A 26,980-nucleotide genomic window follows, 5' to 3' on the forward strand; every position below is an offset into this window, starting at 1 on the left:
TCACTGCCGGGAGTTCAGCCACTATGCCCACCATCGCACTGCACCCCGCCCACCGCGACGAGTGGGACACCCTGGAAAACCTGATGCAGTTCTACATGCACGACTTCAGCGAATGGCTGCCGCTGAAACTGGCCAGGCACGGTTTGTTCAGCATTCACCCGAAAGACGACTACTGGCGCAATCCCGCCACCCAGCCCTTTCTGATCCGCGTCGACGGCGAACTCGCTGGTTTCGTGACGGTGGACAACGACACCCACATCGCCGGTGCCGAATTCAACATCGGCTACTTCTTCATCGCCCGGCGCTTTCGTGGCCAAGGCGTCGCGCAATTTGTCGTCTCTGCCCTATTGAGCCGTATGCCCGGTCAGTGGCAAATTTTCCATATCGACGCCAACCTGCCGGCACAGCGCTTCTGGGCCCGACTCATCCCCGAGTTGAGTGGCGGCGAATTCACCTGCCAACCGCGCGAAGTGGACGGTTACCCGTGCACCTTCTACGGGCTGTACGCGCCTTTTTCCGTTGCCTGAACGGATCCTTTCTCATTCCAAAACAGCTTTGTCCGACAATATGTAGTGAGAAAAAATAATCACTACAAAACCGTTGACGGCATCGTTTTGCTTTTGCATGATGAAGACGTTCCCCGATCGGGAGCACTGGTAACACGCTTGAGCAAACTCGTCTGACCGCCGAGTTGTTTTTTCCGGATACACGCTGCCCACAAGGCAGATTGAAGAAGCTGACCTGGCCTGAACGTCCAGTACAAGGACGAGAAGCGCTGGCGAAAATTCTCAAGACGCTTGTGGTCGACACTGTAAAGGTCGTCAAGGAGCCTCCCGGTTTTCGCTGCTTCTCCTCGTTGTGACGCTATTGCGTAGCAGTTATTCAACACGACTACATGCAACAGATGCACGACCCCGTACTTGTCACGGGCGAGCGCTGACGTCCTGGTTTCGGTGCCAGGGATCAACTAACCGATGGGCTACCTGTATTAGCGAATCAACTTTGAAAGATCACCAAACTGGTCAAGGGGCAAAACATCATGAATCTGAACAATCAACCGACTATTGAAGAACTGGCTCGTATGTTCGCTGCGCAAAAAGACAGCCACGACAGCCATATTCTGTGGATCAGCAAGACGGGCCAGGTGCATATCGACTGCCTGTCGCCCCATGCTGGTGAAGAAGAGTTCGACCAGAACAACCAGAACCTGCTGGCCCGCCTGAAGATGTACCGCCGTGGCCACGGTTATGTCGGCAAGAAAGCTGCGGCCGACAAGGACTTCATCGGTAATGTTCTGCAAACGCTGAAACAGGCGTGGGACTCGATGCAGAACAACAACGAAGTTCGGGTGATTGACCGGTTCTGCTGAGTTAGTAATTAGATAATTGAAAGGCCTGCTTCCTTAAAGGAAGCAGGCCTTTTTTTGTTCGCTTGCGTTGATATGGCGTGACTGGAATTGTAGCCCCTCACCCCAGCCCTCTCCCGAGGGAGAGGGAGCCGATTTGTGCTGCGCTGAAAATTTTAGTTCGGCTCAAAACTTTCAGGTCGGCGTAAATCGCACAAACACCTCAGTCAGCTCCCTCTCCCTAGGGAGAGGGAGCCGATTTATGGTGCTTTCAGAACCTGAGTTCGACTCAGGTTTCTCAGGTCGGCGTAGACCGCACAAACACCTCAGTCAGTCCCCTCTCCCGAGGGAGAGGGAGCCGATTTATGGTGCTTTCAGAACCTGAGTTCGACTCAGGTTTCTCAGGTCGGCGTAGATCGCACAAACACCTCAGTCAGTCCCCTCTCCCGAGGGAGAGGGAGCCGATTTATGGTGCTTTCAGAACCTGAGTTCGACTCAGGTTTCTCAGGTCGGCGTAGACCGCACAAACACCTCGGTCAGTCCCCTCTCCCTCCGGGAGAGGGTTAGGGTGAGGGGCTTCCCATGCCCAACACCAATTCCACAAACGCCACCGACGCCGCACTGTGATAATTATTGCGCCGCCGCAACAACGCCGCCCCACGCTGCGGCGCCTCGCTCTCTACGCGCAAGCGGCGCAACGCCCGATCTTCCGTCGCGATCGCCTGCGGCAACATCGTCGCCATCGGCGAATGACGCACCACCTCCAGCAACGTACTCACCGAATTCACCTCAATCCGCACCTGCGGCGTAATTGCGTGCTGACGGAAATACTCATCCACCGATAACCGGGTGATGAAGTCTGACGCCAGTAACGCGAAATCCAGTTGGGCGATGTCCTCCGGGGTCAGCACAAAAGTGCTTTCGTACAGCGGATGCTCGCGCCCGACCATGATCCCCAGGGTTTCGGCAAACGCCGGAATGCACTCGATATCCGGGTGGCGCACCGGGGTGAAGGCAATGGCGATGTCCAGCGAGTCATCCGCCAGGCCCGCCTCGATGTCGTCCATCGACAACTCAAAGATCTGCAGGTGAATCCCCGGATACCGCACCGCATAGTCACGCACCAAGGGCCCGACCAGATACGCCATGAACGTCGGCGTCATCGCCAGGCGCAAAGTGCCACGGGACAGGTCCTTCACGTCATGCAACGCACGCTTGCCCGCCTCCAGCTCCACCAGCACCCGCCGTGCAGATTCCAGATACGCCATGCCGGCATCCGTCGGTTTCACCGTGCGTGAGGTGCGATCGAACAATTCCACCCCGAGGCTTTCCTCCAATTGGCGAATCTGTTGCGACAGGGTTGGCTGCGACACGTGCAGCGCCTCCGCCGCGCGAGTGAAGCCGCCGTGATCGGCAACAGCCAGCAGATAACGCAAATGACGCAGCAGCATGGGGGCACACCATCTATAGGCAGGACTTATGCAAAGCATTGTATATCGGTCTTGGACGCTATGGGTCAATCGGCAGAAGATGAATCCCACACAGCAAGCCAACCCCTGAAAGGAGTGACACCATGCAACAGTCCCATGCCTACAACGACACCAACCTGGCCCTGACCACCCGCATTCTGGACATCAAGGCACGCAAGAACCTGTCGTGGCAGGATCTCGCCGACGGCACCGGCCTGAGCCTGGCCTTCGTCACCGCCGCTCTGCTCGGTCAGCATCCGCTGCCGGAAAACGCCGCCCAAGTGGTCGGCGACAAACTCGAACTGGACGCTGATGCCGTCGCCGCCCTGCAAATCATCCCGCTGCGTGGCAGCCTCAGTGGCGTGCCGACCGACCCGACCATCTACCGCTTCCACGAAATGATCCAGATCTACGGCACCACGCTCAAAGCCCTGGTTCACGAACAGTTCGGCGACGGCATCATCAGCGCGATCAACTTCAAACTCGACATCAAGAAAGTCGAAGACCCGGAAGGCGGCTCCCGCGCCGTGGTCACCCTCGACGGCAAGTTCCTGCCCCTGCGTCCGTTCTGATCCAGCCCGGCCCGCACCCTGCGTGCGGGCCGACTCCCCCGAATGACTCACTGTCACCACCTGCGTCTGGAGGTTGCCCCATGCAAAAAATTCTGTTGACCCTGGCCCTGATCGGCGGCCTGTCCGCCCAGGCATTTGCCGCTGACGAGGTTGTCGCCTACCGCTACGGCATGCCACTGGACATCGCCCAGGTGCTGAGCATTACCCCGGTTGCCGACGTTTGTGGTGTGGTGCCGGTAGAGATGACGTATCTGGACAGCAACGGCGGCAAACACATTCTTCAATACAGCGAATTCGGCAGCGGTTGCTCGAACTAAGAGGACAACACCATGAAAAACCTGATTGATGGTTTCCTGAAATTCCAGAACGAAGCGTTCCCGCAACGTACCGAACTGTTCAAACACCTGGCGACCACGCAACAGCCGGGCACATTGTTCATCACTTGTTCCGACAGTCGTGTCGTGCCGGAACTGCTGACCCAACAAGAACCTGGCGAGCTGTTCGTGATCCGCAATGCCGGCAATATCGTACCGTCCTACAGCCCGCATCCGGGCGGGGTGTCGGCGACGGTGGAGTATGCGGTGGCGGTGCTGGGTGTGACGGACATTGTGATCTGCGGACATTCGGACTGCGGTGCAATGACCGCGATTGCCCAGTGCAAATGCATGGATCACCTGCCCGCTGTGAGCGGCTGGCTGCAGCATGCCGAGTCGGCCAAAGTGGTCAACGAAGCACGGCCCCATGCCAACGACGCGGCGAAGTTGAGCTCGATGGTGCGCGAGAACGTGATCGCGCAACTGGCGAATATCCAGACCCACCCGAGCGTGCGCCTGGCCCAGGAGAAAGGCCTGTTGAATCTGCATGGCTGGGTGTACGACATCGAGACAGGCTCCATTGATGCGCTGTCCTCGGATCGTCGCACCTTCGTGCCGCTGGCCGAGCAACCAGCGACTTGCGCGGTGCACGCTCAAGCCACCCACGCTGCCTGAAAAAACACCCCTGTGGCGAGGGAAATCCCTCGCCACAAGTGTTTTTAGCGCTTCACATCGAGGTCGGTCTGGCTCATGCGGCTACGCACGGTGAACACACCATCGCCAGACAAAATCGCACTGCGGGCAAACAACCGTCCGCTCTCCCAGTTCGAAAGGCCCAGCTCCGGCTTGTTCAACGCGTACTGCCCATCCACCCAACGGGTAATGCCGTTGCCTACGAAAGGCGCGTTGACCGCGTTGTAAAACCGCTCTTGAGCCAGCGCATCCTCACTGATCAGCGACACGGTGAACTGCGGACTGTAGCGGTTGAACAGATCAATCGCCTGATCCAGATCGTCGACGATCATCAAGCTGACTTCCGGGGTTTCTTCCCACTCCCACTCGCGGCCCAACTCGGCTTCCGCCAGCGGTTCGGCCAGTGCTTCGGTCTGCAAACCTTCGGCGCGATAGACCTCGACCGTCGCGTTCTGCCATTCGCCTGGCAAGCAAGCTTCGCTGCCTTCGACGATGTGCAATTTGCAGCCCTGCCCGCGCGCGGTGCCCGCCTGCTTCAGTGCATCGAGGAACAGCGGCACCAGTTCAGCGGCACGTTCACGTTGAATCAGGCACACGTTCAGGGTGTTACACACTTTGCGATCCAGCGAGTTGCGCACCACCGCCGCAAAACGCCCGGCGTCAGCTTCACGGTCGGCCACCAGCCACGCGCCACCGGTGCCGTGCAGGCTGACAGCGGTGCCGGCCTGCTGGGCGATGCTGCCCAACTGACTGACCGCACGCCCCGAGCCACGCGCTACCGCGAGCGACAAGCGGCGGTCGGCAAACATCGCCCAGCCGGCCGCGTGATTCACGCTCTCGACCAGTGACACCGCGCCCACCGGCAACCCGGCCTCGGCCAATGCCGGATTCAGGGCATGGCTGACGATGGCTTGCGCGGTGCCCAAGGCATCGCTGCCAATGCGCAACACTGCGGTGTTGCCGGTGCGCAAGACACCGGCCGCGTCGGCGAACACGTTCGGGCGACCTTCGAAGACAAAGGCCACAATGCCCAACGGCGACACCACTTGTTCGACTTTCCAGCCCTCATGCTCGACGCTGCTGATGACTTTGCCCCGGGTAGGTGCGGCATCGCGCCAGGCACGCAGGCCAGCGATCATGTCGCGACGCATGCGCTCATCGGCCAGCAAGCGTGTGGTGGAACGTCCGCGCGCCTTGGCCCGTTCGATGTCGGCACGGTTGGCGGATTCGATCTGCGCCCAGCATTGCGGGGTTTCCAGACGCTGCGCGAACAGGTCGAAAAACTGACTGATCGCTTCGTCGGACACCGCCGACAGCGCGGTAAACGCTGCAGCCGCACGTTCGATCGCCACCGCGGCGGCTTGTTGGTCAGCCACGGGAATCAGTAACAGCTCGCCACTCACCTGCTCCACCAGCAGGTGATCGCCGGGTCGAAAGCGCTCCGCCAGTTCAGGGCTGACCACGGTGACGCGGTTACCAGCGAAAGGAATCGGGGTGCCAGCGACCAGACGTTCGAGCGCGAGAGACATGAAGCGGATTCACCATGCAGAGAGCGGCCGGAAAATGTAGCGGATTATTCGATGAAATACATCTCTTCACACACTAAAGAAACTTGAGGGAGCCGGCTTGTCGGGGCGCCGCATCGCCGCGATGGCGGTGGTTCAGGCGACATTGATTCTGGATCTCCCGGCCTCATCGCTGACAAGCAGCTCCCAAAGGTTTTGTGGTGTTTGTGTGATCGGATCAGAACACCGACCAGCCAATTCTTGAGCTGAGCATCTCCAGTGCCGCCATCCCTGCCAGTGAGTTGCCGGCCGTATTCAACTCCGGTGACCACACGCACACCGTGAACTGCCCCGGCACCACCGCGACGATCCCGCCGCCCACCCCGCTCTTGCCCGGCAAACCGACGCGATAGGCGAAGTTGCCGGCTTCGTCGTACAAACCGCTGGTGGCCATGATCGAGTTGACCTGCTGGGTCTGGCGCCGACTGAGGATCTGTTCGCCGCTGTGCTTGCAGAACCCGTCGTTGGCCAGGAAGCAGAACGCCCGGGCCAGATCAATGCAGCTCATGCGCAGCGCGCAATGGCTGAAGTAGCTGCGCAGCACCGCTTCGACGTCGTTGTGGAAGTTGCCGAACGATTGCATCAAATACGCCATCGCCGCGTTGCGCGCACGGTGCTGGTATTCGGAATCGGCGACTTTGCCGTCGATCATGATTTGCGGATTGCCCGACAGACGCCGGACAAAATCGCGCATCGACAGGGTCGGCGCAGCGAAGCGCGACTGATTGATGTCGCAGATCACCAGCGCGCCGGCGTTGATGAACGGATTGCGCGGGCGACCACGTTCGAACTCCAGTTGCACCAGGGAATTGAACGGCTGGCCGGACGGTTCGTGACCCAGCCGCTCCCAGATCGCCTCGCCGGAATGCTCGATCGCCTGCACCAGGCTGAACACCTTGGAAATACTCTGCACCGAGAACGGCGTCTCGGCGTCGCCGGCGTAATACATCTCGCCGTCGTTGCCATACACGGCAATGCCCAGTTGATTGGCCGGCACGGTGCCGAGGGCAGGAATATAGTCAGCCACCTTGCCCTGCCCGATCAGGGGCCGGACAGCGTCAAGGATCTCGTTCAACAGCGCTTGCATGCCGGGTTCCGAAGTCTCGCCCCATGGGATTGCGGGGACACTGGGGCTAGACGCTGCGCCCGCCCGTCGAATCACACCGACCGCCATCGCACTGAATGTTCTAGGCTCAACCGCACATTCAAAAACGGGAGAGCAACCATGCAACTCGAAGGCTCCTGCCATTGTGGCGAGGTCACGTTCAGTCTCACCAGCGCCCATCCCTACCCTTATCAACGCTGCTACTGCTCGATCTGTCGCAAGACTCAGGGCGGTGGCGGTTATGCGATCAACCTTGGCGGCGACGCGACCAGCCTCAAGGTGCGCGGGCGCAAACACGTCAGCATTTACCACGCGAAGATGAAAGACGAAGGCGACCAGCGCGCCCATCGCAGCAGCGCCGAACGACATTTCTGTTCACTGTGCGGCAGCGGCTTGTGGCTGTTCAGCCCGGAATGGCCGGAACTGATCCACCCGTTTGCCTCGGCCATCGACACGCCGTTGCCGGTGCCCCCGGAACATACGCATCTGATGCTCGGCTCGAAAGCACCGTGGGTGGAAATCGACGTTACAGCGAAAGACAAACAGTTCGACGTCTACCCCGAAGAATCCATCGCCCAATGGCATGAACGCCTCGGTTTGAACCGCTGACCGCGTAACTCCAGACTCCCCCCTGCAGGAGTGAGCCTGCTCGCGATGGCGGTGGGTCAGTAGCAAAAATGCCGATTGGACTGACCCCTTCGCGAGCAAGCTCGCTCCCACAATGATCTCCGGCGTTCACAAATCCAATGTGGGAGCGAGCTTGCTCGCGAAGGGGGCGGCACAGGGCAACGCATTCAATCCAGATGCGCCCAGGTCATGCGAAACGACGCCCCGCCCCAGGCGGAATCCCCGACCTCAACCTGCCCGCCATGGGACTGCGAGACCCGCCGCACCAACGCCAGCCCCAGACCGAAACCGCCGGTACGGCGATCCCGGCTCGCGTCCAGCCGCGAGAACGGTTCAAAGATCTTCTCCCGGCCGTCCACCGGCACGCCCGGCCCGTCGTCGTTGACCCGCACTTCGTAGTAGTCGCCATGGCGCACCAGCGACACCTCCACCCGCTGCTCGGCATAACGAATCGCGTTGCGCAGCAGATTGATCACCGCCCGCGCCATGAAGCGAGGTTCGATACGCACCGTGTCGAGCCGGCAATCGCCAATCAGCAATTGCACGCCCGCCGCTTCCGCCTCCAGCGCCACACTGCCGACCACACTATCGAGCCAGTTGGCCGCCTGGATGTTCTCGCGCTTGATCACCGTTGCGCCGCGCTCAAGGCTGGCGTAGGTCAGCAGCTCGGACACCATCTCCTCCAGTTCACCAAGGTCGGCGTACATGTCGGCAATCAGCTCGCGGTTCTGGCTGGCGTCCGGCTGTTGCTTAAGCTGGTCGAGTTCAAACGACAGCCGCGCAATCGGCGTGCGCAGCTCATGGGAAACGGCGTTGGTCAGTTCGCGCTGATTGGCGATCAGCCCTTCGATGCGCGCGGCCATCAGGTTGAAGTGTTCGGCCAGATCACGGATGTTCGAACGCTTCGACAACTGGATACGCACCGACAGATCGTTATCGCCGAAACGCTCGGCGGCCAGGCGCAGTTTTTCCAGATCGCGCCAGTGCGGGCGCACCCAGAAAAACAGGACGATGCCGATCAACACGGCAATCATCAGGTAGGCACTGGCGATGTAGAACGGCATCAGGCTCGGCTCGGCCGGCAAGCGGATGCTGAGCAACTGCGGCCCCTCGTCAATCGCAGAAATGTACTGGTTGTACTTGTCGCGGATCACCAGCAGCCCTTTGGCCAGCTCGGCTTTTTCCTCGTTGCTCAGGGCCAGTTCAGAGGCGTCGACCAGCGTCAGCCCCAAACCGTAATGCGGTCGGATCGTTTCCAGCTGTTGTTCCCGAGCCAGTCTGTCGAGGTCGCGCAGCTGCTGGCCCAAAGTCCAGGCCTGGCCGCGCACGGCCTCACGGTTGTAGTCCTGCATCTGATAATCGAGCAAGGCATCAAAAGTGCGCTCGACCGTTTGCAGGGCCAGCACCAGACCTATCGTCATCACCAGAAACAGCCCGAGAAATAACCGCAGCATCTACAGCTCCCACGCAAACGGATTGAACAGATAGCCCTTGCCCCACACGGTCTTGATACACACCGGCTCGCGGGGGTTGTCCTTGAGTTTGTTGCGCAACTTGCTGATGTACACGTCGACGCTGCGGTTCAGGCCATCGAAGGCGATGCCGCGCATACGGTTGAGAATGTCATCGCGCGAAAGGATCTTGCCCGCCGCACTGGCCAGCAACCACAGCAGCTCGAACTCCATCGTGGTCATTTCGATGACCTCGGCGGCCAGACGCACTTCGCGGCAACTGCGGTCGATGCTCAACTGGCCGAACTCCATGAAGCTGACCACGTTGCTGTCCGGCACTTGTCGCCGTTGCAATGCGCGCAGGCGGGCCAGCAACACCGGTGGCTTGATCGGTTTGATCACGTAATCGTCGGCGCCGGATTCGAGACCGAGAATATGGTCGAGGTCATCCTCCTTGGCCGTCAGGATGACGATCGGCGTGTCCGACACGCTGCGGATCTCGCGGCACACGTGCAGACCGCTCTGCCCCGGCAGCATCAGGTCGAGCACCACCACCTTCGGTTTGAATTCGAGAAAGGCCGCCACCGCCAGATCGCCGCGATGCACCGCGCGCACCTCGTAACCGTGTTGTTCGAGGAAGTGTGCGATCAGCGTGGCCAGACGCTCATCGTCTTCCACCAGCAGGACTTTGCCAAAACCCAGGTTATCCATAACGCCCGTCTGCCACCCTTGTGTGAAGTGGGCGACATTATGGCGGCAATCGCGGGCAGGACGTTTGTTTCAGGCAGCAAAAACCGGCCAGGGGGGCCGGTTTTCGGTGATGTTTCATACTCTTAAGAGTTTTTTACAATCAAGAGCAAGGATCGCAGCCTTCGGCAGCTCCTGACGTTGACATGCGATGCCCTGTCAGCGCTGCCGCAGGCTGCGATCTTTTGACCTTAGGCCGCGGCCGGTACGCCACTGTGGAAACGGAATTCTTCATCGGGCGACTCGATCAGTTCCTGCTCGGCAGCGCGAACCTTCTCGATCACCTGGGCGATGTCCTTCGCGTCGCCATACTGGTAAGCCAGTTTCAGGTAACCCTGAAAGTGCCGCGCCTCGCTTTTCAGCAAGCCAAAGTAGAACTTGCCGAGTTCTTCGTCCAAATGTGGTACCAGTGCTTCGAACCGCTCGCAACTGCGCGCTTCGATAAAGGCCCCGACCACCAGTGTGTCGACCAGTTTCACCGGTTCGTGGCTGCGCACCACTTTGCGCAGGCCCGAAGCGTAACGCCCGGCATGCAGCTGACGCAGTTCGATCTTGCGGCGTTTCATGATGCGCATGACTTGTTCGTGGTGCACCAGTTCTTCCCGGGCCAGGCGCGACATCATGTTGATCAGGTCGACGTGGGAATGGTACTTGGCAATCAGGCTCAGCGCGGTGCTGGCAGCCTTGAACTCGCAGTTCTTGTGGTCGATCAGCAGGGTTTCCTGATCGGCCAGTGCGGCCTGAACCCAGGCGTCGGGCGTGCGGCAGCCAAGGAATTCGTGGATTTCGGGAAGGATCATGGGGCTCACGGTAAAAGGTGTTCGAGCGAAGGCCGCCGATTATACCGGCCTGTCCGCAGACCACCAGTGGCGGGTGTTGATATGCATCAAGTCACGGACGCTCGGGCAGCAACTATAGTTGTGCAACGCCGTGCCTTTTCTTTGCTGGAGACTCCGCTCATGCAAGCCATTCGCAGCATTCTGGTGGTCATCGAACCCGAACATTCGGAAAGCCTGGCGCTCAAGCGCGCCAAGTTGATCGCTGGCGTGACCCAGGCTCATCTGCACCTGCTGGTGTGCGACAAGAAGCACGACCACGCCGGCATGCTCAGCGTGCTCAAGGCTGCGCTGTTGGCGGACGGCTACAGCGTCACCACCGAACAGGCATGGAACGAGAGCCTGCACGAAACCATCATCGACGTGCAGCAGGCCGAAGGCTGCGGTCTGGTGATCAAGCAGCATTTCCCCGACAGCTCGCTGAAAAAAGCCCTGCTGACCCCGGCGGACTGGAAACTGTTGCGTCACTGCCCGACCCCGGTGTTGCTGGTGAAAACTTCCACCTCCTGGAAAGACCGGGTGATCCTCGCGGCAGTCGATGTCGGCAATGCCGATGGCGAGCACCGGCATCTGCACACCACCATCATTGATCACGGCTACGACATTGCCAGCCTGGCCAAGGGGTATTTGCATGTGATCAGCGCCCACCCATCGCCGATGCTGTCGGCGGCCGATACGACCATGCAGTTGAGTGAAACCATCGAGGCGCGCTATCGCGAGCAATGCCGGGCGTTTCAGGCGGAGTTCGATGTCGATGATGCGCATCTGCACATCGAAGAAGGTCCGGCGGACGTGTTGATCCCGTTCATGGCGCACAAGCTGAAGGCGGCGGTGACGGTCATCGGCACCGTGGCGCGCACAGGGTTGTCAGGGGCGCTGATCGGCAATACCGCCGAAGTGGTGCTGGATGCCCTGGAAAGCGATGTGCTGGTGCTCAAGCCGCAGGAGGTTGAGGATCATCTGGTGGAGCTGACGGTGAAGCAGTAAGGATTGCGGTGTCTGAACCGGCCCCTTCGCGAGCAAGCTCGCTCCCACATTGAATTGATGTCGTTCACAAAACCATTGTGGGAGCGAGCTTGCTCGCGAAGCTTTCAAGCGCCGAAGGCGTCTTTCAAAAAGCCGGGCGCGATGTAGCGCTGGTAGTGCGCTTCCGACAGCAGGAAGAATTCCCGATCAATGGCATCGCGCAGTTCCGGCAGGTTCCAGTCGCGGAACTCCGGCAGCAACACCATCCCGTAGGCCTCCAGATTAATGATCACTCGTGCCCCTCGGGCAATCAGCTGATACGCCCAGCAGTACTCCGACTGATGCGGCACGAAGCGGATCTTGCGCTGTTCCAGCTGCTGGCGCAGGCGCGCCGGATCAAAGATCTCGACCTTGCTCGCCATCACTTGTGACAGCAACTGCTCCAGACGCAACCACACCGCGCGCTTTTCCTCCTCGCCGTAACCATTCCAGTTGATCACTTCGTGGTGGAAACGCTTGCAGCCACGGCACACCAGATCACCGTAAACAGTGGAGCAGAGGCCGACGCAGGGGGTCTTGATGGTCTGATTGGGCATAAATTGGCAAAACACTGAAACGCGGGACAGGCCGGCATGGTAGCCCTTTGTCGGGCATTGATCACCCCTCAAACGTCAGGGGCAAGGCCTCGATCGCCGTTTGCCCCGGGCACGCACAACGCCACCAAAGTCCAATAGAGCCCGACTTACCTTTAAATTTTTTTTGCCGTAGAATCAGCCAGCCTTTTAAGGCGCCAATGTCCGTTAGAAGCTGTTTTCAAAGCGTCACGAGCACAGTCGTTCCTTCAGAGCGGTGTTGGCGAAGGGTTTTTCCAGCGGGGAAAAGCCTGTCGCCAACCCTCATCAGCTCCCCGTTCTGCAGGCGTAAAACTTTGAAAGCAGCTTCTGTAAGGAATTGCCGGTAATTCTGACCGAGCGACCCACAACGTCGTGAGGTGCATGAGTACGGCCATTTCGGGATGAGCGTCCCGGACACCCATTTGGGACCACTGATGAGGGTAATAACTGTGCTTGAAGCCTACCGCAAACATATCGAAGAGCGTGCAGCCCTGGGTATCGTTCCCCAGCCGCTTAACGCCGAACAAACTGCAGGCCTGGTCGAGCTGCTGAAGAATCCTCCGGCTGGCGAAGAAGCTTTCCTCGTTGACCTGATCACCAATCGCGTACCACCAGGAGTGGACGAAGCCGCTTACGTCAAAGCCGGTTTCCTGTCGGCCCTGGCCAAAGGCGAAGTCACCTCCCCTCTGCTGGACAAGAAGCGCGCTGTAGAACTGCTCGGCACCATGCAGGGCGGCTACAACATCGTGACCCTGGTTGAACTGCTGGACGACGCCGAACTGGCGCCAGTGGCTGCCGAAGAACTCAAGCACACCCTGCTGATGTTCGATGCCTTCCACGACGTGGCTGAAAAAGCCAAGAACGGCAACGTTCACGCCAAAGCCGTGCTGCAATCCTGGGCTGACGGCGAGTGGTTCAAGAAGCGCCCTGTGCTGGAAGACAAAATCAGCCTGCGCGTATTCAAAGTAACCGGCGAAACCAACACCGACGACCTGTCCCCGGCGCCAGACGCCTGGTCGCGTCCGGACATCCCGCTGCACGCCCTGGCCATGCTGAAAATGGCCCGTGACGGCATCGTTCCGGACGAGCAAGGCAAGACCGGCCCGATGAAGCAGATCGAAGAAATGCGCGGTCAAGGCTTCCCGATCGCCTACGTCGGTGACGTGGTCGGTACCGGTTCTTCGCGTAAATCGGCAACCAACTCGGTGCTGTGGTTCTTCGGCGACGACATCCCTTACGTGCCGAACAAGCGCGCTGGCGGTTTCTGCTTCGGCAGCAAAATCGCTCCGATCTTCTACAACACCATGGAAGATGCCGGCGCACTGCCAATCGAGTTCGACGTATCGAACATGAACATGGGCGACGTGATCGACCTGTACCCGCACGCTGGCAAAGTCTGCAAGCACGGTACCGACGAAGTCATCACCACCTTCGAAATGAAGACCCCTGTGCTGCTGGACGAAGTCCGTGCCGGCGGTCGTATCCCGCTGATCATCGGCCGTGGCCTGACCGAGAAGGCTCGCGCCGAACTGGGTCTGCCAGCATTCGACCTGTTCAAGAAGCCGGAAGCACCGGCTGAAAGCACCAAGGGCTTCACCCTGGCGCAGAAAATGGTCGGCAAGGCGTGCGGTCTGGCAGAAGGCCAAGGCGTTCGTCCTGGCACCTACTGCGAACCGAAGATGACCACCGTAGGTTCTCAGGACACCACCGGTCCAATGACCCGTGACGAACTGAAAGACCTGGCGTGCCTGGGCTTCTCCGCTGACCTGGTAATGCAGTCGTTCTGCCACACCGCGGCGTATCCAAAGCCGATCGACGTGACCACTCACCACACCCTGCCTGACTTCATCATGACCCGCGGCGGCGTTTCCCTGCGTCCGGGCGACGGCATCATCCACTCGTGGCTGAACCGCATGCTGCTGCCGGACACCGTAGGTACCGGTGGTGACTCGCACACCCGTTTCCCGATGGGCATCTCGTTCCCGGCCGGTTCCGGTCTGGTCGCGTTCGCCGCTGCCACCGGCGTCATGCCGCTGGACATGCCGGAATCGATCCTGGTGCGCTTCAAAGGCAAAATGAAACCTGGCATCACCCTGCGTGACCTGGTTCATGCGATTCCTTACTTCGCCATCCAGAACGGTCTGCTGACCGTCGAGAAGAAAGGCAAGAAAAACGCCTTCTCCGGCCGCATCCTGGAAATCGAAGGCCTGGAAGGTCTGACCCTGGAACAGGCGTTCGAACTGTCCGACGCCTCGGCCGAGCGTTCGGCTGCCGGTTGCACCATCAAGCTGTCGAAAGAGTCGATCACCGAGTACCTGAACTCCAACATCACCCTGCTGCGCTGGATGATCGGCGAAGGCTACGGCGATGCGCGTACCCTGGAACGTCGCGCGCAAGCGATGGAAGCCTGGGTTGCCAACCCGGAACTGATGGAAGCCGATGCCGACGCCGAATACGCCGAAGTCATCGAAATCGACCTGGCCGACATCAGCGAGCCTGTACTGTGCGCGCCGAACGACCCGGACGACGCCCGTCTGCTGTCCAGCGTTGCTGGCGAGAAGATCGACGAAGTGTTCATCGGTTCGTGCATGACCAACATCGGTCACTTCCGCGCTGCCGGTAAGCTGCTGGATCAGGTCAAGGGTCAGCTGCCAACCCGTCTGTGGCTGTCGCCGCCGACCAAGATGGACGCTCACCAACTGACCGAAGAAGGCTACTACGGCATCTACGGCAAGGCCGGCGCACGCATGGAAATGCCAGGCTGCTCGCTGTGCATGGGTAACCAGGCACGCGTTGAGCCGAACAGCACCGTGGTCTCGACTTCGACCCGTAACTTCCCGAACCGTCTGGGCGACGGCGCGAACGTCTACCTGGCTTCGGCTGAGCTGGCGTCCGTAGCCTCGATCCTGGGTCGCCTGCCGACCGTCGAGGAGTACATGGAATATGCTGGCAAGATCGACAGCATGGCGGCCGATGTTTACCGCTACCTGTCCTTCGACCAGATCGCCGAGTTCCGTGAAGCTGCTGCGAACGCCAAGATCCCGGTCGTTCAAGCCTAACGTTACAAAGCAATGAAAAACGCCGCCCATCGTGAGATGAGCGGCGTTTTTTTATACGTTGAAAATAGCGAAGGCCTATAAGGGGCCAGTGTTGAGCTTGAGGGCCTGCTGCACCGCGCCATCAACGCTCAGTCCGCTGAGGACCACCCCGTTGGCCGTCACCTCCGGCAACGCTTCCAGCGCAGCCAGCGCCTCATGCTTGAGCCGCGCCAGAATCAACCGCTTGCCTTCCTGATGCACGCGCAGGAAGAACTCCTGCATCGCCTCGATACTGGTACCGTCCAGGTCCGGGCTTTCCTCCAGACTGATGATCACCGTATGCAGCGGCGCGTCCGAATGACGTATCAAGTGCAGCGCCGCACCGAGAATTCGCTCCACATTGGCGAAAAACAGCGCCTCGCTGGGTCGCAAGATCAACACGCCCGGCTCAACCATCGCCGTTGGATGGCGCTGCAAATCGACAAAATCGTGCCCGCCGTCGATCCGCCCGAGCACCTGAATATCCGCCGCTGACATCTGCTTGAGCATCAGCAACACGCTGATCGCCACCGACACCAGCAAGCCGTCGAGAATACCCAGCACCAGCACCGCCGCCACCGCGCACAACACCAGCACCCGGTCCCGACGCCAGATGAAATAGCGGCCCAGCGGCTGCAGACTCAAGCCGCGGCCAAGGGCGTGCATGACGATCGCCGCCAGAATCGGCTCCGGCGTCAGGGCGATCCATGGCAGCACCGTCAGTACGATCACCAGCACCACCAGCGCCGCTACCCCGCCCGACCAGCGTGACGTTGCCCCCGCGGCCTCGTTCGCCGAAGTCGCCGAATAGCCCGCCCCTGCCGGCATGCCGTGGAACAATCCGGACAGCAGATTCGAGGCGCCGAGTGCCAGCAGATCGCGGTTGGAGGTGACGCGGTCGCCATGCTTGAGCGCAAACGAGCTGATCGAACCGTAGGACTCGGCATACAGAATCATCACCATCGCGAACGCCACTTCACCCAACCGGAGCCAGTCAGCGAACGGCAACACCGGCAGATTCGGCACCTCCAGACTCAGGTCAATCAACCCGATCATCTTCACGCCATACGCCGGCAGGTTCAGCCACTGCCCGACGGCGATGCCGATGCCGACCACCAGCAAGCCACCGGGCACTCGGGGGAATCGCGAAAACAGCCCCAACAACACCAGCGCGACGCCAGCGACAGCGGCCGCCGGCCAGTTCCATTGCGGCAGTTGTTCGAGCAATTGCGGGGCGAAGCGCACCAGATTCGCGTCGGTCAAATGCACGCCGACGACGCTGGCGACCTGCTTGATAATGATGGTCAGCGCCAGACCGAAGGCAAATCCGCGCAACACCGGTTTGGCGATAAACGCGGTAACGCTACCAAAACGAAAGATCCCCGCCAGCAGAAACAACCCACCCGTGACCAGCACCAGGCCGATCGCCAGGCTAGCGCGCAGTTGCGGATCGCCATTGGCCAGCGATGCCGTGGCCGCCGCCAGCACGGCAGCTGACGATGACGTCGCCGAGACGATGGCGAAACGGCTGGTGCCGAACAGCCCATAGCAGAGCAAACCCGCAAACAAGGCAATTACCCCGGCCTGGGGCGCCAATGCGGCGATGGTCGAATAGGCGACGGCTTCGGGCAGCAACAGGCCGGCAATCGACAGTCCGGCGAGAATGTCCTGCCAGCGATTGGGTGGTTCTACAGCTTGGGGCGCGCTCGACAATCCACTGTCTCCAGACGAAAAAAAGCCGCTGCGCATCACGGATGCGCAGCGGCCTACTGTAGCTGAAAAGCAATAGATCGCCGCCCTCGGCAGCACCTGCGGGTGCACATAAAACCCCGCAGGCGGCGATCTCTTGATCTCGCCTTAAGCGCTCAGCGAATAAACCAGCGCCGAAATCGCCACCAGCCCCACTGCGGTGACAAATACGTTCGACGCCTGACCACGATAACGGGCCATCGCCGGCACCTTGCGAATCGCATACATCGGCATCAGGAACAGGATGGCTGCGATCACCGGACCACCGATGGTCTCGATCATGCCGAGGATGCTCGGGTTCAGCGTTGCGACGATCCAGCAGATGACCAGCATGAACGCCGCGACAATGCGATCCAGCGCCTTGGCACCCGGACGCTTGCCGCTTTTGACGATCAGGCCTTTCAAGCCTTCACTGGCACCGATGTAGTGACCGAGGAACGACTTGGAAATCGCCACAAACGCAATCAGCGGCGCGGCAAACGCGATGGTCGGGTTGCTGAAGTGGTTGGCCAGGTACGACAGGATCGACAGGTTCTGCGCCTTGGCTTCGGCCAGTTGTTCCGGCGACAGGGTCAGCACGCAACTGAACACGAAGAACAGCACCATCGCCACCATCAACAGGTGCGCACGGGACAGGATCTGCGAGCTGCGTTCTTCGGCGTGAACCCCGTAACGACGCTTCTGATCCACCGCGAAGGCCGAGATGATCGGCGAGTGGTTGAACGAGAACACCATCACCGGAATCGCCAGCCACAGGGTGTGCAGCAGCGCCGACGGTGCGGGCACCTGCGAAGCGGTGGTCAGGATGCCGCCGTTCCAGTGCGGAATCAGATACACCGCCAGAAACAGCAGCGCAACGATAAACGGATACACCATCAGGCTCATCGCCTTGACGATCGCCTGCTCACCGCAACGCACCACGGCCAGCAGGCCGAGGATCAGCACGAACGACAGCAACGCGCGCGGTGGTGGCGTGATGTGCAGTTGGTGTTCAAGGAAACTCGCGACCGTGTTGGTCAGGCCAACGCTGTAAATCAGCAGGATCGGGAAGATGGCGAAGAAATACAGCAAGGTGATCAGCGCCCCGGCCTTGATGCCGAAATGCTCCTCGACCACGTCAGTGATGTCGGCGCCTTCGCGACCGGAGAGCACGAAGCGGGTCAGGCCACGGTGTGCGTAGAACGTCATCGGGAAAGCCAGCAGCGCAAGGATCACCAGCGGCCAGAAGCCACCCAGCCCTGCGTTGATCGGCAAAAACAGGGTACCGGCGCCGATGGCCGTCCCAAACAGTCCCAACATCCAGGTGGTGTCCTGGCGATTCCAGCTCGAAAGTTCAGCGGGTGCTGCTGCATCAAAGCGTTGATCGACGCTTTTGGCCTGATCATTCATCCGGTCGGATCTCCGCATTCCGGTCACTTGCCACTCGGTCAGGACGCATCGGAAAAAACCGACAGACATGCCCCGGCCGAAACAGGGGCGCGATTCTCCGCGATAAATGAGCAGAAGCAAAGACTTAGCTGAGGAATGGTTGTGCGGTGCAGATCAACGGGTTGTCGCTTTTGGGAATAAAGCTGTCGCTGATAGACACCTGAAATGTCGTTTTTGATACATCTTTTCGAGTTCAAGCACGCGTTTCACGGCGAACCTGAATCATTCAGAGCGAATCTGCGCGCAGCACAGACCGCTGACCTCTTCAGCGAACACAGGGACCTTTGAGAAATTGCCTCGTGTTCAAGCACCCAAGCCTTTCAATTTGGGGCACATGATCTAGCGTGAGATGAGTCCCCTGCCCTGCGGAGCCCTCCCATGCCTTTGGTTCGCGTTGACATCAAACAAAACCCCGACCCCCACTTCTCCAGACGCATCGGTGAACAGGTCTACGCCGCCATGCGCAGCACCATCAATGTGCCGGAGCACGACAACTTCCAGATCCTTGCCGAGCACGATGGCGAGCACTTCATCTTCGACCCGCAGTACCTGGGCATCCAGCGCACAGACCAATTGGTAATCATCCAGATAACGCTCAACGAAGGCCGCACCCTGGAGCAGAAAAAAGCGCTCTACCAGACCATCGCCCAAAGCCTCAACACCCAACTGGGCATCCGTCTCGAAGACGTGTTCATCAATCTGGTGGAAGTGAAAAAAGAGAACTGGTCGTTCGGCAATGGCATCGCGCAATACGCCAGTTGACCGCCCTTCCCCTCCCGCCACGCGGCGTTCGCAGGGCTGCTCACCAGTGTCGATGGGACGTTCTGAGCCGGGGCTGCGCCGTTGCACCAAAGTGCGGCGGCGTCAATGCCCTCTTTTATTGGCGCTCGTTTTCCTACAACTTTGTTTAAGTATTTATTGTGACTGGCAATAACCCGCACCTGTATCGCGCGAAAAGAATATTACCCACCGTATAAATCATCAAAGAACTCAGATATTTCCTACAACTAAAAACACCTTATAAAACCATAACAAAACGTGACTAAAAGTTTATTTGTTACAAGCAACTTCCCCGCCATTGAACAGACTTTCAATCCGGGCCTATATTTTCCCGCGACGAATATGGCAATGAATACCGGCCCGATGAAACCCCGGGCGACCATCAAACAATAAAACGGGATGCCCACCATGCAAAAACTTAAAACACTGCTGATGTCGACCGCGCTGGTCGCTTCGGTCTGCTGCACCGCTGTTCATGCACAAGCCGTCACTCCAGCGGCAAACCATGCGGCTGCCACTCCGGACAACGCGATGATGCTCACCGTGTTTCTGAAACACGATCAGTCGCGACCGTTAAGCGAAATCAAGGCTCAGCTCGCTCGCCAGGGGTTCTATGAAACCTTCCCCCCGGCCGGCGTCGAAGTGGTGAGCTGGAACATCATGATGGGCATCGGCCAGGTGGTCACCGTGCGCTTCCCGGCTTCGCGTCTGGCGGAAGTCAACCTCGCCCTGGAGAACACCGCGTGGGGCAGTTACCGGACCGAGTTCTATCCCACTTATGATTTCAAACCGATTGCCCTCGCCGAACAAACCAGGGCCCGGGCAGCCCAGTGATCATGCCGGCACACTGGATGGCCGGTATTGCGGTGCGCTTGCTTCTTGCGCGAAGGCGTCCAGAATCAATCACAGCGCGAATGACAAAGATTGCCAGGCCGCTCCGCAATCAGCACTCTGCTACGACTTTCGCGAACCAACCCCGCCGACGATCTCAGGAGCCGCGCAATGCCCGCCACCGTTCTGGTACTGGTTGAAACCATCAATGACTATCTGCCGATTCTCGAACATCAGGGCTTTCATCTGATTCTCGCGCCGACGCCGGCCGAACGCGCGCAGGCCATCGCCAGCCAGGGTAGCCGCATCGACGCCGTATTGACCCGGGGGCCACTGGGCCTGACCGCCGAAGAAATCGCCGCCCTGCCCGCGCTGAAGATCATCACGGTGATCGGCGCCGGTTACGAGCAGGTCGATCTGCAAGCCGCCAGTGACCGCGGGATTACCGTTACCAATGGCGCCGGGGTCAACGCCTCGTCGGTGGCCGACCACGCCATGGCCATGCTGCTGGCGCTGGTGCGGGATATTCCGCGCTGCGATGCGGCGGTGCGCCGGGGCGAGTGGCCGAAGATCATGCGCCCGTCGCTGGCGGGCAAACGCCTGGGGGTTCTCGGCCTCGGCGCGGTGGGCATGGCGATTGCCAAACGCGCCCACCTGGGCTTCGACATGGCAATCAGTTACCACAGCCGCCAGGTGCGCACTGACGTGCCCTACGCCTTTTGCTCGACCCCGACCGATCTGGCAAGAGCCTCGGATTTTCTCGTCGTCGCCACTCCCGGCGGCATCGGTACGCAATCGCTGGTCACGCGCGCGGTGCTCGATGCCCTCGGGCCGAAAGGCTTTATCGTCAATATCGCCCGCGCCAGTGTGATTGCCACGGCAGATCTGATCGCCGCCCTCGAGCAACGGCGCATTGCCGGCGCTGCACTGGACGTGTTCGATCATGAGCCACAAGTGCCCGACGCGCTGAAAACCCTCAGCAACGTGTTGCTCACGCCACATGTCGCCGGGTTGTCACCGGAAGCCACCCAAGGCACGGTGGAACTGGTGGGGAAAAACCTCGTGGCGTTTTTCTCCGGGCAACCGGTGCTGACCCCCATTGCCCTGCCGCCGCGAATCTCCAACCAGCGCGTGCACTAAAGCACGCCAAGCAAGGTCCACAGGCGTCGCGATTCGGCATCGGCGGAGATCAATTCACCGAGCAGTTCGCTCAGCGGCTTGTTGCCCCACTCGACCCCGCGCCGGATCAGATACGGCACCGGGCTGTGGGGTTCGGTGCGGGCCAGGTATTCGGCAATCAGCAGCAATTGCCGGTAAGCCTCCTCACGGCTGGCCGGTTCGCGGAATACCTGCGCAACCGGCGCCTGCGCTTCAGGCTGCGCGACAGCGGGCGGTGCTTCGGCGAGCGGCGGTGGCGGCGCCGGTTGTTGTGGGTGCATGGCGATAAACTCCTGAACCAGCGTCAGCAGCGCTTGAATAGTTTCCTGCAACGGCCGCAACCCTGGGCCCTGTTCGCCCAGATAGGCATCGCTCCAGGTGTCGAGCCGTTGCAGATGTTGCAGGCTCAGCAGCAGATTGCCCTGGGTGCGCAGCCAAAAGGCCAACGGCGTGGCGCGGATCTGTTCGTTGAGTTTCTTCTGTTCGTTGCGCGCGGTTTCCGCCGAGGTCTTGGCATTTTTACTGTCGTTGACCTGTACCTGCTGCAGCTGCAAGCGCCGCCATACCTCAAGGGTGCAGCTCTCGAAATCACTGTTACGGGTGCCGAACAATGGCACCCGCGTCAGCAGGATTTCACTGTAACGCCGCACCAGCCATTCCAGCGGGATGACCCGCCAGGACTGATCGCCGTCCTCGGCCTGCGGGTGCAGATGCTCGGGAAAGCGTTCGCACAACCCGGCGATCAACGCCAGGCTGCCGGGCAGTCCATCCAGCGCTTGCAGGTGCAGCCACGCCTCGCCCAGCCAGGCGCTGAGCATCAGGTCCTTGCTGCGTTCCAGCAATAACGTTGTCGTGAGTTTCTCCACTTCCGGCCAGTTCGCCCGCTTCAGCGTCGACTGCCAGACCCCGGTCGGCAAGCTCGCATCATCTTCGCGACGCAGATCACGCAACTGATCAAACTCGCGTTCATAACGCAAATCGACGCCACACGGCGCTTCGGCGCTGATCGGTGCGAGCAACTGATCAATCAAGTCCGGCAATTGGGTTAATGGCAGGCTCACAGGCCCTCCTTCTGCGTTTCAATGGCGGCCGTGGTGCCGGTGAACTGGAACGGTGAACGCGGTGCGCGGGTCGGCAGCGGCGCAATCGCCAGCGGCAGTTTCGAGCCCTGACTCATCAGCGACAGCCGCACGTACATCCGCGTGAATTCGCTGGTGACGCTATCTGTCGAGGCCGTCACCGGCAGGCGCAAGGTCAGTGGAAAATCGGTGTAATCCATGCTCGGCTGACGCTGCACAGAGAAGTGCGCACGCATCATGCGCAGCAACGACCACGGCCCGCCGTATTCCCAACCGGCTTCCAGATCACGCACCACCAGGTTCGGTTGCAGCGGATCGTTGACTGGACGTTCCTTGCCATTGCGCGCCCAACGCAGGGTCAGGCGAACAGGCTGGCCGACCATCCAGCGCAGGTTCGGTTGCTCGGCGGCGGGATAGTTGATCTGCTGACTGCCAGCGAGCAGACCCCAGGCAATCACCTGATCGGCGCCCTTTTCGTCCTCGCGATCGGTACGCCAGCGCACATCAAGTTCAACGCCGAGAATGCCACTCTTGTCGCGCACGAACAGCGGCGTCAGCCACGTGCTGGCCTGCTTCAAGCGGTTGAGGAAGTCTTCTGCCGCCTGGCGTTCGGGAGTCTGGCTCAGCACCAGCCCGGCCTGGGCCACCGGCAGGCGTTTGTCGATGATCTCGAGAAAATGCTGGACCCGCGCCGGGTCGGCATCCTGCGCCTGCACGCCGTTGGCGAAGGGGAAGCGATCGGCCAGGTACTGATTGAAGTAATTGGCCAGTTCATTCCACGCCGCCGCAGCCTGCTGTTGCTGCAGGTACTGGCAACGCTGCATGGCCGACTGCTGCAATTCCACCGCACGCATCGCCAGGGTCCCGCGGCCAGCAGCAAGGTTGGCGGTCTGCAGGACCTGCACGCAGGAGGCGGTGTCCATCTCGATGAAATCGCGGCTGACCAGTTGCTCGATCTGCGCCGGTGAACTCGCCGGGTTCGCCTCCTTGTACTTGAGCAATTCGTCATTGAGTGCGCTGAACTGGGTGACCCGCTCGTAATCCAGCGCCGACAGATTGCCCTGTTGGGCCATCAACCACTGCAATGCCGACGTGCGCCGTTCGGTGATGCCGAGCATGGTGTTGAACTGCTGCTTGAGGCTCAGCTTCAAGTCCTGCACATCGTTGGCGCCATAGAGTTGCAGGCCGAGGTTTTTCGAGCCGTCCCACTGGCTGATTTCGGTGCGTCCGGCGAACAGCGGTTGCGCGGTGATTTCATCCAGACCGCCAACGATTTGCGCCAGTGCCCGACGATTAAGGGCGCCTTGCAGCCGCGCAGCAAGATCGTTGCGATGCACTTCGACAAAGGCCTTTTGCAACGCCATCGCCTGCTCGGCCTGTACATTGAACACCGCATAAGGATGCATTTGATCGTCGTGATCCTTGAGGCTCAGCCACATCGCCTGCGCGGCAGCACTTTCGGCGGTTTGCAGCAAGGCTTCGCGATAAGCCGGCGGAATGCGCGGCAGTTCTTCGGCGATGTAACTCTTGTAACTGGAGAAGTAATTCAACGAGGTGTTGAGGTCATCGCCATCCACGGTCTGGCCTCGCAGATTGGCGCTGTCCTGACTGGCGCGCAGAGCGACCGAAACGAAGTCACGTTTGAACAGCGCCTGCACCGCGTTGTCGAGTTTGACCACATGTTCCTGCAACGCCAGTTGCCCACTGCCCTGCTGGATCAGCAAGTTGCCGCGTGAGCCGACCTGGGCGATCCACTGATCGCGGAAACTTTGCTGCAACTTGCTCGCCTGGGCCTCCAGTTGCTGCTCGACGGCAGGGCCAAGCAAGATGCTTTTGTGCACCTTGTCGAGAAACTCTCGATAACCCGGCACCAGTTCCTGGCCTTTGCCGCGGCTCCAGGTGGAATTGGTCAGGGCGATCGCCGCTTGCAGGTCGTCGATCAGTGCCCGCAGGTCTTCCAGTTCGGTCAGGCTGTTGCCGCTGCCGGCCTCCAGTTGCTCCAGGTGCAGCTTGAGATATCCGGCCTTGCTGACGAAGTTGTCGGCGAGGAAGTACTGATCGAGCCAACGCTCCATCAGCCCGGTAAAGTGGCTGGTGATCAAGGGCCGCTCGACGCTTAGATCCAGCGCTTGCAAATCGCCGCCATCCCCCGCTGCCAGCAGGCGGTTGTAGTACGCCGCATGGGGCAAGGTCGCCGCGTTGAGATTGAGCGACAGCGCGCTGTTGCTCAGTTTCACCAGGTCATCCAGCGGCGCCCGTTGATTGTTCTGGACCTCCCCGAACAATTGGTTTTGCAACTCGAGGCGCAGCGCGCGGTCGACCAGATCGCTCGCCTTCTGATAGTTCTGCCACTGCGCCGGGTCTTCGCTTTCGAGGCTGCTGCGTCGGTCGGTGGCGCGGATCGCCTTGATCCTGTCCAGTTCGTCGACCAGCCACTCGTGCAGAGGCACGAGCATGTGGCGTTGCGTTGACTTGAACACCTCTTGTTCGAGCTGAGTGTCGAGGGAGGAAAACCACGAGGTCGGAAACGCCAGCGACACATAGTGCCAGTGCGGCGCACGCTCCAGCACCCGCCAGAAACTCTGCACGTTGCGCCGGGTCGGCTCGAGCCGATGTGCGTCATCGGTGACCGCCACGTAGCTCTTCTGCGCCCCCTGCATCAGCCGCGCCAGCTCGTGGGCATCCTTGACCGACTGGTGCCAGACCCACAGCATCGCCACCGCCCAGATCACCCCGACCACCAGCGCCACCCCGGCGGTCAGCCGTTGCCAGCGCTGACGCAGGCGCAACAGGCGCGGCACCCCTTGCGCCAGGCCCCGTTCGCCGACCAGACGCTGACGCCACAACTGGCGCACGAACACACTTTGCTGCAAACCGCTGTCATCGGCGGAAAAACCGTCCCTGGCGTCCTCGCTCGCCTGACTCGCACTGAAGTACACCCCGCGAAAGCACGGCGCCTCACCCTGCGCATTACCCTGAAAAACCGGCTCCAGCACACTCTGCAAACCACGGCGCAGGGTTTCCAGACGCTCGGGCAACGCATACAGATCGGCGCTCAGATGCCCGGACAAGGTGCCGATTTCGATCACTGCTTCAGCCACGGCACGATGAATACGATCCAGCGCCTGATCGCTCCACTGCCCTTGCCACACGGCATCGCGCGCGTAGGGCGACGACCAGCCCAAGGTGCGTTCACGAGCCTCATCGGGCAAGGCATCAATCAGCTCCTGAAACCCCGGCAACTCTTCAAGTCCCGTAACGATCACGTACACCGGCACGCTCAAGCCAAAGCGTTGCAGCAGATCGATGAAGCGGCGGCGTGCGGCCAGACCGAGGCTCGCTGCCTGCTCCAGATTGCTCAGGTGGCTGACCGGCACGGTCCAGATCACGCCGTCCAGTGGACGTTTACTGCGCAGGCGCAGGATCAACCCGAGCAGCCGCCACCAGCCACCGCGTTGCAGATGCATGCCGTCGTCCGGCAAGAACAGCGCCTGCGGCACCACCAGCACCGCGCCCTCGGGGTCCGACCACCAACGACCGAACCACGCCGGTTTGTCGGTGGGTTGCAAATGCCATTCAGTGACCAGCTGCGTACCTTGAGTGTCATCGCCGAGCATCAGCAGCCACGGCATCTCATACCGGTCGCGACTGCCCTGCTCCTGTTCCATATGGCGTACGGCCGCATAAAAACTGCGGATCGCCGCACCACTCTGGGTGCGCAGCCACCACACCGCCACAGCGATGATCACCAGCAGCAACAGCAACCCGACGACCCACGCGACAATCGTCAGGGTGCTCATGAGTCTTGCTCCGGCGTGGCCACGGAATCGGTCATTTGCAGCACCGGCTCCAGCTCGGAGCGAATGTCACGCCAGAGCAACTGGCCGAACCCGGTCAACAGCAACACCATTGCCAGAATGCCCAGCGCCAGACGAAAGCCGTCCGGCAGCGCCGTACGGACCGGCAACTGCAACGGCGCGGCCAGCGACGGCTGCACCAGTCGCTGACTGACATCGTCGTAAGTGGCGTCGTCCTGCCAGGCAAAGTTGAACAGCGCCAGCCGCCATTTCGCCAGCTGCGCCTGGCTGTGTTCGCCGCGCAGACGCCCGTGAAAGCCCAGGATCAGGCATTGCAAATACACGTTGGCCAGGTCGCGGGTGGTCGGTTGTTGTTCATCGAGCAGGGTTTGAATGGCCGCCGGCACTTGCTCGCCAGCCTGGCGACTGGAATACAGCCGCGACTCCAGTGGTTTGTCCTGCCACGCCGCTTGTCCCGGCCACGGGCTGAACAGCAGGGTTTCATCGACCAGTGCGACGAACGCGTACACCAGCGCCTTGACCTGCTCGGTCGCCGAGTCGCCGACCCGCGAATACGCCGTGCGCCACAGTCGCTGCGAAGCCTGGGTCGACAGCTCGACCACGGTCTCCACCAGCGCCGCTTCGTCCTCGCTGTCCTTGGGCAATTGTGCCCAATCCTGTTGCCATTGCTGCCACGTCTGGCGGAACGCGCTGCTCAACGGTGCGTCCTGCAACCCCAGGCTTGCGGCACTTCCCTGCGACATACGGCGTTCCTTG

Annotated in this window: 23 protein-coding genes; 11 read left to right on the forward strand and 12 right to left on the reverse strand. The window is 60.5% G+C overall.

Features of this window, described 5'->3' with window-relative positions; translation table 11 throughout:
* The first annotated feature begins 23 nt into the window (after positions 1 to 23).
* Both K5Y35_RS24230 and K5Y35_RS24235 read left to right on the forward strand, forming a co-directional pair.
* On the forward strand, positions 24 to 527 hold the full coding sequence (locus tag K5Y35_RS24230) for a GNAT family N-acetyltransferase (protein ID WP_222833167.1): 504 nt from the start codon (positions 24 to 26) through the stop codon (positions 525 to 527).
* A gap of 512 nt (positions 528 to 1,039) precedes the next feature.
* Positions 1,040 to 1,369: a hypothetical protein gene (locus tag K5Y35_RS24235; protein ID WP_123467733.1), complete on the forward strand. Its 330-nt coding sequence runs from the start codon at positions 1,040 to 1,042 to the stop codon at positions 1,367 to 1,369.
* Positions 1,370 to 1,908: 539 nt separating this feature from the next.
* On the opposite strand, the gene cynR is transcribed toward K5Y35_RS24235, so the two are convergent.
* A complete protein-coding gene (cynR, locus tag K5Y35_RS24240) occupies positions 1,909 to 2,796 on the reverse strand; it encodes a transcriptional regulator CynR (protein WP_222833168.1) in 888 nt (295 codons plus the stop codon).
* A gap of 122 nt (positions 2,797 to 2,918) precedes the next feature.
* Here cynR and cynS point away from each other — a divergent pair, with 122 nt between their 5' ends.
* From cynS to K5Y35_RS24255, 3 genes are all read left to right on the forward strand, one after another.
* Entirely contained in the window at positions 2,919 to 3,386 is a 468-nt protein-coding gene (cynS, locus tag K5Y35_RS24245; protein ID WP_222833169.1) for a cyanase, read from the forward strand.
* An 80-nt stretch (positions 3,387 to 3,466) separates the two neighbouring features.
* The gene (locus K5Y35_RS24250) at positions 3,467 to 3,703 is read left to right on the forward strand and encodes a DUF2790 domain-containing protein (protein ID WP_123467727.1); all 237 of its coding nucleotides are present in this window, start codon (positions 3,467 to 3,469) and stop codon (positions 3,701 to 3,703) included.
* A 12-nt stretch (positions 3,704 to 3,715) separates the two neighbouring features.
* Positions 3,716 to 4,375: a carbonic anhydrase gene (locus K5Y35_RS24255; protein WP_123467725.1), complete on the forward strand. Its 660-nt coding sequence runs from the start codon at positions 3,716 to 3,718 to the stop codon at positions 4,373 to 4,375.
* Positions 4,376 to 4,419: 44 nt separating this feature from the next.
* On the opposite strand, the gene K5Y35_RS24260 is transcribed toward K5Y35_RS24255, so the two are convergent.
* Both K5Y35_RS24260 and glsB read right to left on the reverse strand, forming a co-directional pair.
* Complete coding sequence (locus K5Y35_RS24260) at positions 4,420 to 5,922, reverse strand: aldehyde dehydrogenase family protein (RefSeq protein ID WP_222833170.1); 1,503 nt, start codon at positions 5,920 to 5,922, stop codon at positions 4,420 to 4,422.
* Between the two features lie 214 nt (positions 5,923 to 6,136).
* Positions 6,137 to 7,045, reverse strand: a complete 909-nt coding sequence (gene glsB, locus K5Y35_RS24265; RefSeq protein ID WP_123467721.1) for a glutaminase B — start codon at positions 7,043 to 7,045, stop codon at positions 6,137 to 6,139.
* 138 nt (positions 7,046 to 7,183) lie between these two features.
* Between glsB and K5Y35_RS24270 the strand changes: the two genes are divergently transcribed.
* The gene (locus K5Y35_RS24270) at positions 7,184 to 7,672 is read left to right on the forward strand and encodes a GFA family protein (protein WP_222833171.1); all 489 of its coding nucleotides are present in this window, start codon (positions 7,184 to 7,186) and stop codon (positions 7,670 to 7,672) included.
* 185 nt (positions 7,673 to 7,857) lie between these two features.
* Here the strand turns inward: K5Y35_RS24270 and K5Y35_RS24275 are convergent, their stop codons facing one another.
* From K5Y35_RS24275 to K5Y35_RS24285, 3 genes are all read right to left on the reverse strand, one after another.
* A complete protein-coding gene (locus K5Y35_RS24275; protein WP_222833172.1) occupies positions 7,858 to 9,144 on the reverse strand; it encodes an ATP-binding protein in 1,287 nt (428 codons plus the stop codon).
* Entirely contained in the window at positions 9,145 to 9,852 is a 708-nt protein-coding gene (locus K5Y35_RS24280; protein ID WP_128615313.1) for a response regulator, read from the reverse strand.
* Positions 9,853 to 10,079: 227 nt separating this feature from the next.
* Positions 10,080 to 10,688 carry a tRNA-(ms[2]io[6]A)-hydroxylase gene (locus K5Y35_RS24285; RefSeq protein ID WP_025111469.1) on the reverse strand — a complete coding sequence of 203 codons (609 nt, stop codon included), beginning with the start codon at positions 10,686 to 10,688 and terminating at the stop codon, positions 10,080 to 10,082.
* A gap of 159 nt (positions 10,689 to 10,847) precedes the next feature.
* On the opposite strand from K5Y35_RS24285, the gene K5Y35_RS24290 reads away from it, so the two are divergent.
* Positions 10,848 to 11,711, forward strand: coding sequence for a universal stress protein (locus tag K5Y35_RS24290; RefSeq protein WP_222833173.1), 864 nt, complete (start codon positions 10,848 to 10,850; stop codon positions 11,709 to 11,711).
* A gap of 104 nt (positions 11,712 to 11,815) precedes the next feature.
* Here K5Y35_RS24290 and K5Y35_RS24295 read toward each other — a convergent pair whose 3' ends face one another.
* A complete protein-coding gene (locus K5Y35_RS24295) occupies positions 11,816 to 12,286 on the reverse strand; it encodes a DUF1289 domain-containing protein (protein ID WP_108590615.1) in 471 nt (156 codons plus the stop codon).
* Positions 12,287 to 12,753: 467 nt separating this feature from the next.
* On the opposite strand from K5Y35_RS24295, the gene acnB reads away from it, so the two are divergent.
* Positions 12,754 to 15,363 (forward strand): bifunctional aconitate hydratase 2/2-methylisocitrate dehydratase, encoded by a 2,610-nt coding sequence (gene acnB / locus K5Y35_RS24300; protein ID WP_123467711.1) that lies wholly within the window; start codon positions 12,754 to 12,756, stop codon positions 15,361 to 15,363.
* A 75-nt stretch (positions 15,364 to 15,438) separates the two neighbouring features.
* Here the strand turns inward: acnB and K5Y35_RS24305 are convergent, their stop codons facing one another.
* Together K5Y35_RS24305 and K5Y35_RS24310 are read right to left on the reverse strand one after the other, a co-directional pair.
* Entirely contained in the window at positions 15,439 to 17,094 is a 1,656-nt protein-coding gene (locus K5Y35_RS24305) for a SulP family inorganic anion transporter (protein WP_222833174.1), read from the reverse strand.
* 144 nt (positions 17,095 to 17,238) lie between these two features.
* Positions 17,239 to 18,519 carry an HAAAP family serine/threonine permease gene (locus tag K5Y35_RS24310; RefSeq protein WP_128614397.1) on the reverse strand — a complete coding sequence of 427 codons (1,281 nt, stop codon included), beginning with the start codon at positions 18,517 to 18,519 and terminating at the stop codon, positions 17,239 to 17,241.
* A 417-nt stretch (positions 18,520 to 18,936) separates the two neighbouring features.
* Here K5Y35_RS24310 and K5Y35_RS24315 point away from each other — a divergent pair, with 417 nt between their 5' ends.
* The 3 genes from K5Y35_RS24315 to K5Y35_RS24325 all read left to right on the forward strand — a co-directional run bounded on the left by K5Y35_RS24315 (position 18,937) and on the right by K5Y35_RS24325 (position 21,309).
* Positions 18,937 to 19,320 (forward strand): tautomerase family protein, encoded by a 384-nt coding sequence (locus K5Y35_RS24315; protein WP_222833175.1) that lies wholly within the window; start codon positions 18,937 to 18,939, stop codon positions 19,318 to 19,320.
* Positions 19,321 to 19,746: 426 nt separating this feature from the next.
* Positions 19,747 to 20,172 carry a hypothetical protein gene (locus K5Y35_RS24320; protein ID WP_123467703.1) on the forward strand — a complete coding sequence of 142 codons (426 nt, stop codon included), beginning with the start codon at positions 19,747 to 19,749 and terminating at the stop codon, positions 20,170 to 20,172.
* A 168-nt stretch (positions 20,173 to 20,340) separates the two neighbouring features.
* On the forward strand, positions 20,341 to 21,309 hold the full coding sequence (locus K5Y35_RS24325; protein WP_128614400.1) for a 2-hydroxyacid dehydrogenase: 969 nt from the start codon (positions 20,341 to 20,343) through the stop codon (positions 21,307 to 21,309).
* On the opposite strand, the gene tssA is transcribed toward K5Y35_RS24325, so the two are convergent.
* Genes tssA through K5Y35_RS24340 form a run of 3 tightly spaced genes read right to left on the reverse strand, consistent with a single transcriptional unit; the run spans position 21,306 to position 26,967 of the window.
* Positions 21,306 to 22,388, reverse strand: coding sequence for a type VI secretion system protein TssA (tssA, locus tag K5Y35_RS24330; RefSeq protein WP_222833176.1), 1,083 nt, complete (start codon positions 22,386 to 22,388; stop codon positions 21,306 to 21,308). The genes K5Y35_RS24325 and tssA overlap by 4 nt on opposite strands.
* Positions 22,385 to 26,206: a type VI secretion system protein gene (locus tag K5Y35_RS24335; protein WP_222833177.1), complete on the reverse strand. Its 3,822-nt coding sequence runs from the start codon at positions 26,204 to 26,206 to the stop codon at positions 22,385 to 22,387. Before K5Y35_RS24335 ends, tssA begins: the two co-directional genes overlap by 4 nt.
* On the reverse strand, positions 26,203 to 26,967 hold the full coding sequence (locus K5Y35_RS24340) for a DotU/TssL family secretion system protein (protein ID WP_123467691.1): 765 nt from the start codon (positions 26,965 to 26,967) through the stop codon (positions 26,203 to 26,205). Before K5Y35_RS24340 ends, K5Y35_RS24335 begins: the two co-directional genes overlap by 4 nt.
* Positions 26,968 to 26,980: the final 13 nt, after the last annotated feature.

It is taken from the genome of Pseudomonas sp. SC3(2021) (assembly GCF_019856535.1).
Taxonomy (GTDB): Bacteria; Pseudomonadota; Gammaproteobacteria; order Pseudomonadales; family Pseudomonadaceae; genus Aquipseudomonas; species Aquipseudomonas monsensis.